This is a genomic window from Nostoc sp. (genome assembly GCF_036917275.1).
GTDB lineage: Bacteria > Cyanobacteriota > Cyanobacteriia > Cyanobacteriales > Nostocaceae > Nostoc.
Genome location: NZ_JBALDF010000034.1, coordinates 24,435 through 32,250 on the forward strand (window position 1 = coordinate 24,435; position 7,816 = coordinate 32,250).

6 protein-coding genes and 1 pseudogene are annotated in these 7,816 nt (G+C 41.2%); 3 read left to right on the forward strand and 4 right to left on the reverse strand.

Going from position 1 to position 7,816, the window contains the following annotated elements:
• Positions 1-49 precede the first annotated feature (49 nt).
• Together V7K35_RS13595 and V7K35_RS13600 are read left to right on the forward strand one after the other, a co-directional pair.
• The gene (locus tag V7K35_RS13595) at positions 50-1,687 is read left to right on the forward strand and encodes a peroxidase family protein (protein ID WP_335079748.1); all 1,638 of its coding nucleotides are present in this window, start codon (positions 50-52) and stop codon (positions 1,685-1,687) included.
• 96 nt (positions 1,688-1,783) lie between these two features.
• A complete protein-coding gene (locus V7K35_RS13600) occupies positions 1,784-2,965 on the forward strand; it encodes a catalase (protein WP_335079750.1) in 1,182 nt (393 codons plus the stop codon).
• Positions 2,966-3,031: 66 nt separating this feature from the next.
• Here V7K35_RS13600 and dxs read toward each other — a convergent pair whose 3' ends face one another.
• Positions 3,032-4,939, reverse strand: coding sequence for a 1-deoxy-D-xylulose-5-phosphate synthase (gene dxs / locus V7K35_RS13605; protein WP_335079752.1), 1,908 nt, complete (start codon positions 4,937-4,939; stop codon positions 3,032-3,034).
• Between the two features lie 755 nt (positions 4,940-5,694).
• Positions 5,695-6,141, reverse strand: a complete 447-nt coding sequence (locus tag V7K35_RS13610; protein WP_335079755.1) for a hypothetical protein — start codon at positions 6,139-6,141, stop codon at positions 5,695-5,697.
• 269 nt (positions 6,142-6,410) lie between these two features.
• On the opposite strand from V7K35_RS13610, the gene V7K35_RS13615 reads away from it, so the two are divergent.
• The gene (locus V7K35_RS13615) at positions 6,411-6,662 is read left to right on the forward strand and encodes a hypothetical protein (protein ID WP_335079757.1); all 252 of its coding nucleotides are present in this window, start codon (positions 6,411-6,413) and stop codon (positions 6,660-6,662) included.
• Here the strand turns inward: V7K35_RS13615 and V7K35_RS29710 are convergent.
• Positions 6,646-7,337, reverse strand: a pseudogene (locus tag V7K35_RS29710) (IS110 family transposase); the annotation flags it as partial. The gene V7K35_RS13615 and the pseudogene V7K35_RS29710 sit on opposite strands and share 17 nt — an antisense overlap.
• Positions 7,338-7,374: 37 nt before the next feature.
• A complete protein-coding gene (locus V7K35_RS13630; RefSeq protein WP_335079762.1) occupies positions 7,375-7,713 on the reverse strand; it encodes a hypothetical protein in 339 nt (112 codons plus the stop codon).
• Positions 7,714-7,816: the final 103 nt, after the last annotated feature.

Below are 7,816 nucleotides of genomic sequence, written 5' to 3' on the forward strand. Positions count from 1 at the left end.
CAAACATAAGCAAGCGATTAAGTCAACAAGCAATTCTAAAGGAGAAATTATGACCGCAAAAAGAGACACATCAAGAGATGGATTTAGAAACAAACTTGAGACTGCTATTTTAACTGGCTTTAAACCAATTTGGAACTTTATTCAAAGCAACCCAGGTCTTGCTAAAAAAGTAAACAAAACTCTCACTAACAATGCCATCTTAAAAATTCCGACTCGTCCATATCCGTTTAGTACAATGTCTCCCTATACATCCTGGGATTCGTTGATTGATCGAACATATTCGGGACTTCAACTACCACCGCTAGATTGGAAACCCTTGACCAATAAAAACTATATCGGTATTAATTTAACGCCTGCGGAAAAGTTTGAGAAAAATCTGCCGCCGATTCAAGATTTGGAGATTTTGTATCGCAAAACTGAGGAAACGAAATACTCCCCTAAATCCTCTCTAATTTTCCCCTATTTTGTTCAATGGTTTACAGATAGCTTTCTTAGAACCGACCGCCACGATCCACGCAGGAATAGTTCTAACCACCACATCGATATGTGCAATGTCTATGGTTTAAATCCAAAGATTACACATTTGCTGCGATCGTATAAAGGCGGTAAGCTAAAAAGCCAAATTATTAATGGGGAAGAATATCCTCTCTTTTATTATGACGAAGATGGAAAACCCAAAGAAGAATTTAGAGGGTTGCCCCATCTTTACACCGGCGACACCCCAAAAGCAGAAACGTTTCCTCCAGAAAAGAAACAGAAGTTGTTTGCGATGGGGTTGGAAGTAGAACGAGCAAACGTGCAAATAGGCTATGTCATGCTGAATGTTCTTTCCTTAAGGGAACATAATCGCGTGTGCGAACTCTTGACAAAAAATTATCCAACTTGGGACGATGAACGCCTTTTTCAAACGGCAAGAAATATTGTCATGGCTGAATTTCTCAAGATTGTTTTAGAAGATTACATCAACCACATAACTCCCTATCACTTTCAATTTTTCACCGATCCCCCCGCGTTCACTAATGAAAAGTGGTATCGCCATAATTGGATGTCGGTGGAATTTAGTTTAGTTTATCGTTGGCATAGTATGCTACCCGATACTTTAATGTATAACGGACAAAAGCTTCCCATGCCTGCTTCGATGTGGAACAACGACATGATTATCAACAAGGGATTAGGAGCCATCTTTGAAGAAAGTTGTTCCCAACCCGCAGCACAACTGAGTTTATTCAACACACCTGAATTTCTCATTCCCACCGAAATAGCTAGTATTCGCATGGGTCGTGAGGCAAAATTAAGAAGCTATAACGACTACCGTGATTTATGCAGCTATCCCCGCGTGACCGACTTCGATCAGATTAGTAGCAATGAAAAAGTCCAAAAAGAACTGCAACGATTGTACGGTCATGTAGATAACATTGAGCTGTACGTCGGACTCTACGCAGAAGACTTACGACAAAATTCAGCTTTACCACCCTTAGTCGGACGACTAATAGGAATTGATGCCTTTTCTCAAGCATTTACCAATCCTCTACTAGCGGAAAATATCTTCAATCCAGAAACTTTTTCACCAGTAGGTTGGGAGGAAATTCAGAATACAAAAACCCTCTCCCAAGTGGTGCATCGTAATATTCCTCAAGGTAAAAACTATAGAATTTCTTTTTATCGCCAAGATTGGCAGCCAGTTTGATTACCTAATGAATGTGGGTGTGTGACGAATGATAAAACACACCCTACTTGTTAAAGACACATAAAGTATTTTCTAATTAATCCTCCCTTTAAAAAAATGAAACTATTTACCGAATATCCAGAAAAAGACGAAGCAAAATATTGCGCTCTTATGAGTGAGCTAGTCAAAAAGAACATGGAAAATCTTTACGGAGGTGAGAAGAGAAAAACTGCAAAGAGAGATACCCACTCTAAAACTAACGCTGCTGTACAAGGAACTCTAGAAATCTTTGACTTTGATGAAGCAGCAATTAAGCAGGAATTGAGCAAACGCACCTCATTAACTGAAGCTCAACTTCAAGCCATTTCCCTAAAACATGGTTTATTTGCAAAACCGAAACAATATCCGGTTTGGCTACGATTTGCAAATGGTGCGTTTTCTGTAAAGAATGATTATGAAGGAGATACGCGCTCGATGTCTGTAAAAGTGGTAGGGGTAGAAGGAGAACGACTACCGCAAAGTCATGAGTTAAAAACCCAAGATATTATTACCCACAATACCGAATTCTTTTTTGTTAGAACCATCAAAGACTTCCACAGCTTTTTCTTGACGGTTTATCGAGCAGGGCTATTTCCGCTTTTTAAGCTGTTGGTGCTTTTATGGCTAAAGTCGCATCCCTACGAAGCTACACTTCTAAAAAACAGTTTCAAACGGTTTCCCAAGAGTTTGCTCACAGAACGCTATTGGAGTGCTTCAGCATATTCTTTGGGACTCAAATCTGATTTCGATTCATCTCAACCAGGGCGAATTCCTGTGGAATATCCGGTTGTGATTAAATATGGATTTACTCCAATTTCCAATCAACCACCTCATCAACAACTTCCTTTAGAGTCTAGACCAGAAAGTGAGCTTCGGCGTGCCAAAGCCTCAGGTTCAGAGGACAATTACTACCGAGAGGATATCATTCAAGCTTTAGCAAAGCCCGATGCTGAATATCATTGGGACTTTCAAATCCAATTTCAAACTAGCCCAGAAATGTCCATTGATGATACCACCATTGTTTGGAACGAAGAGGAATCACCCTTCTTTACAGTTGGTCGCCTAACAGTTAAGCATCAAAAGGTTAATTCTCCTAAAGAAAGTGACTTTGGGGAAAATCTCAGTTTTTCTCCTGCGAATGGTTTAGCAGTACATCGTCCGGTTGGTGCAATCAATCGGTTACGCAGCATTGTTTATCATATCGTTGCTGATAACCGTCACGAAAAACGAGGAGTTAAATACCAGGAACCAACTGTCTGACTTTTCACAAGTAAATCACCCACACCTGAGTCACAAGTGTGGGCGATTCATTCTACAAAGAATTAACTAAACAACAGCAGATAGTTGCTGTTGAAAGAAAGCTTGCAACACTCTCTCTGCTATTTGATGGCTAGTTAAACCTAATTCTGTTTTAGATTCATTAGGTTCAGCATGATCTACTAATACATCTGGTACACCGAACCGCTTGACAGGAACGAGAATATCTGCATCTAGTAAAGCTTCAGCGATCGCACTACCAAAGCCACCTATGATACAACCTTCCTCTAAGGTGATGACGCGACCGATTTTTTTAGCCAAAGGCAAAATCAACTCGGTATCCAAAGGCTTAACAAAACGCGCATTAATTACAGTTGCTTCAATGCCGTGTTCGCTGAGAATTTCCGCGGCTTGCATTCCTGGATAGACCATTGTGCCATAAGCGACGATTAACACATCGTCGCCTGTACGCAAAATCTCGCCTTTGCCGATTTCCAAAGGTTCCCAACCTTCCTCCATCAAGGGGACGCCGTAGCCATTGCCACGAGGGTAGCGCATAGCGATCGGGCCGCTGGTATGGTTAACGCCAGTTACTACCATGCGTTGCAATTCTGCTTCGTCTTTGGGTGCCATCATTACCATGTTAGGAATGCAACGCAGATAGGCAATATCATACATACCTTGGTGGGTGGGGCCATCGGAACCGACAATTCCTGCCCTATCCAAGCAGAAAAATACTGGCAGGTTTTGGATGCAGACATCGTGAATTATCTGGTCGTAAGCGCGTTGCAGGAAGGTAGAATAAATGGCGGCAACGGGGCGCATACCCTGAGTTGCAAGTCCCGCAGCTAGAGTAATAGCGTGTTGTTCAGCAATGCCGACATCAATATATTGATTGGGCAGTTTTGCTTGAAGTTTATCTAAGCCTGTCCCCGTTGCCATCGCCGCAGTAATCCCGATGATTTTCGGGTTTTGTTCAGCAAGTTTCACCAGAGTGTGAGAAAAGACTTTGGCATAAGCCGGAGGTTTGGGTTTACTAGAAGGAATGGCTTTGCCAGTTGCTACGCTGAAGGGGCTTTGGGCGTGGTAGCCAACTTGATCTAGTTCGGCAATTTCATAGCCTTTGCCCTTGACTGTTGCTACATGTACCAAAACTGGGCCTGGTATCTGATGTGCCTGTTGGAAAGTGGCAATCAATTCTTCTAGATTATGCCCATCCACTGGTCCAATATAGGTAAAGCCGAGTTCTTCAAAAACTGCACCTACCTTGGGAACAGCCAAGCGTTTCATACCTTCTTTGATGCGTCCGAGTTCGGGAGACAGGGATTCGCCAACAAAGGGAATTTGCTTAAACTGTTCCTCAAGATTATCTTTAATAAATTGCACCGGTTGGCTGAGGCGCATTTTATTCAGATAGCGGGGAATCGCGCCGACGTTGGGAGATATAGACATGTCGTTGTCGTTGAGAACAACCAACAGGTTAGTTTTCGGCAAGTGTCCAGCGTGGTTGATGGCTTCTAAAGCCATACCCCCAGTCAGCGCCCCATCGCCAATAACAGCAACGGCTTTAAATTTTTCTCCTTTCAAGTCTCGCGCTAAAGCCATGCCCAATGCAGCTGAAATACTTGTAGAAGCATGTCCAGCCCCAAAGTGGTCAAACTTGTTTTCACAGCGTTTGAGATAACCCGCAACTCCGTCTTTTTGTCTAAGGGTATGGAAGCGATCGTAGCGTCCTGTAAGCAGTTTGTGGGGATAAGCCTGATGTCCTACATCCCAAATGACTTTATCCCGATCTAAGTCCAGTGTCTGGTAAAGTCCTAGTGTTAATTCTACAACACCCAACCCTGGCCCCAAGTGTCCACCATTAACTGCTACGGTTTGGAGATGCTTATCTCGAATCTGACGGGCAATCTGTTGCAGTTGGCGAACAGATAAACCGTGCAACTGGTTAGGATGGGTGATTTCGCTCAGATGCATATTATAGGGTTTTCCTCTCTAAATTCAGGTTTTCGGTATTTTGATTTTCCCACGGTCGGGCTATCCACATAATCAGACTCTTATATTGTTACTAAGTTGTAGTGGAAAGTATAACTTCGTAATTGATAATCGTGAAAAATTTGTTACCCATTAACAATTCGTCAAAATAAGGTTGCAATCAGCTAAATCTATAGCACATTTGTCAATTAGTAATGCTACTTATAAAGAACTTTATTTTGTATAAAAAACCAAGTGTTTTCAGAGCAGTCTGCGGAAATTCCTTAACTATATTATTCATTTTTGTCTTTTCAATTTAGTACAAAAGAAAGCTAAATATCTCATTTATAACTTTATAGTCAGCATAATTGCTGCTAAATGTTTAACAATTATTTCTTCTCTTCTTCGGTAACAGCAGCTAATTTTATCAGCGTTAGCGAAGCTTAACGAAGTTATCGCCAGTTCATCTGAGTAAAAAGTATGTATATAAAATTACTTAACTAATTTTACTTAATTCAGTATTTGTTTAGTAAAATAATCTTCCTAAATTAATTATAAAATTTTGTCTTACTTCTTGCATAACTAGCAAATAAAATGACGATAGCTATCACAGCACAGAGTGTATAAATTAATTTGTGAAATAAATTTAGACTTTCCTGAATTATTTGTGAACAACAAGATTTCCGACTTCTTTAAGAAGTCGGAAATCTTAGCCTTTTGATTTGAACGAAATCAAATAAGATTGCTATATCTATTGTCTATTTACCGAAAGCATCTTTGATATTCTCAACAGCACGTTCAACAACATTCTTTGTGTTGTCTACTGCTTCTTTAGTCCGAGATGCATCTTCGTCTGCTCTTTTCTGAATTGTAGCCGCATCTTTCTTTGCTTTGCGCTCAACAAAACTACCATTGTCTGTTGCTTGATCAACCTTACTGGCATTGCTCTTTGCAGCTTCCTTAACTTTATCTTTTGTATCATCGATGAAATTTTTGGCTCGTCCAGCATCTTTACTGGTTTTGTCTTTAACTTCATCGCCTGCATCGGCCGATGCAATCAAGGTTCCAGCAGGATCAGCCATTGCTGAGGTGTTTGAGAAAAACGCACCTTGCCAAACAAAAGCGATCGCTAACATACAAAACAGTGTTGTAGCCATCCAGCGTTTTACTGTGGAAACCTGTTTTGTGAAATAATTCAGTTTCATAGAATGCAATTTTCATCTGATTTAGTATCCTATTTCTACTTCATTTAGTTTATTAGCCATATCCTTCCTTAGATAGAGGTTTTTGCGTCATAAGTGATTAGACCAATTCACTATTTTGATAGATTGAATTTTGAGTCAAGATTTTTTCGCTGAGAATCAAGGATTGAATTAAGCAGTTTAGAGATTTTGGACATGGATCATCGCGTTTAGCTCGACTTTATCCAAAATTAAGAACTCGGTTTTCTTTATCCGGCCAAAACCCTGGCTTTTTGGCAAATACTTTTTCCACGTCACAGATTATCGATGAAGTTAAAAAACTAAAACTTCTGTCTCACAAAGGTTTTAGCGATAGTGAGCCAGAGTCAGTGGCGAAAAAAATGGATAAAGTCGAGCTAAGAGAAAAGTCAGCGATCGCTGTTCAGTTAATTAACTTGCGATCGCTTCCAGCAGGCGGTTACGCCATCGCAACTGACTTTTTCCGGTTGGGACGCTTGCGGTTTGATTTCACTCTAAAATTTTAGGTGAGTAGTGGACTTTTACTAGTTCTCTGAATAACAACTTTGCTCCTTTGGCTGCAACGCGATTTCTAACTAACTTTACCGGGCGACCGGCTGCTTTTTCAATATCTAACTGTTCCCCCAAGATTTTACCAATTTCATTTTTGAGGCGCGACGATCGCGGCTCAATTCTAGTAAACACCCACTGCCAGAGAGATTTACGACATAAGTCTGACCCGCCTACTACTTTGCTTTTGCGGCTATCGCCGGATGCTTCAAGTGATGGAGCAGCGCCCAAAGCTTTTTGGAATCTTCTCAATGAAAGGTGGCGTTTAGTCGGTTTTTTGGAGTTTCGCCCCTAGCGTATCTTTACTTCTGGTTTACCATCTGCACCCAGGAATCCTTCAATGGGGTAAATCTGAGAGATAATCACCGCCGAGAGGCGATCGCCAAAGCCAAACCGTTTAAAAACTGTGCGGTAATGGTCAAACCGAGAATCAGCAAGCAATTCTCGCAACTCTGCCTCGATGGCGTGTTCCTCGCGTTGGAGGTCACAAATGCGTTTTGCATGTTGGCGAACGGTGTCAGTAATTCCCAACCCAAATCTTGCCGCGCCCGATTCATGATCGGGGATTGTACTCGGTTGAGGTGAGCAAGTCTCAGCACTAACTCTTTGATTCTGACAATGGCGCGATCGCGTTTCGCCGGGGAGTCATTCCGGCTCATCAGGCAAAATTTAAAAATATTTGTTTACATCCTCTAACTGAGGCTGTTGAGGATCAAAAGGGATATCGTCCGGGTTAGGCTCCTCCTCAGTTTGTGATTTTTCTAATGATGATTTAACGGTTTCATATTCCTTTTGAAGTTCACGCAAACACATTCTAAGTTGTCTGATTTCCTCCTCAATTTTTGTGGAAACATCTTCCCTAATTTTTCGCTCTACCATCTCCATCAAGCGGGAGGTTTCCTCGTTTGAATCGTCTCCCTCCAAAACTTCAGCAGACAGTTCTAGACGCTTGGATTCATAATTCCCCAGGTTTATTACCCGTTGGTAAGTAATATTTTTGATTGCCATATTTGTGTCAATACGGTTCAGTTAAGGCTCAAAGTCATGTAAATTAGGCATTGTTCCCAAAAATGGAAATTAAGTGTGGTGCATCTGAGGGATTTTTCATTGG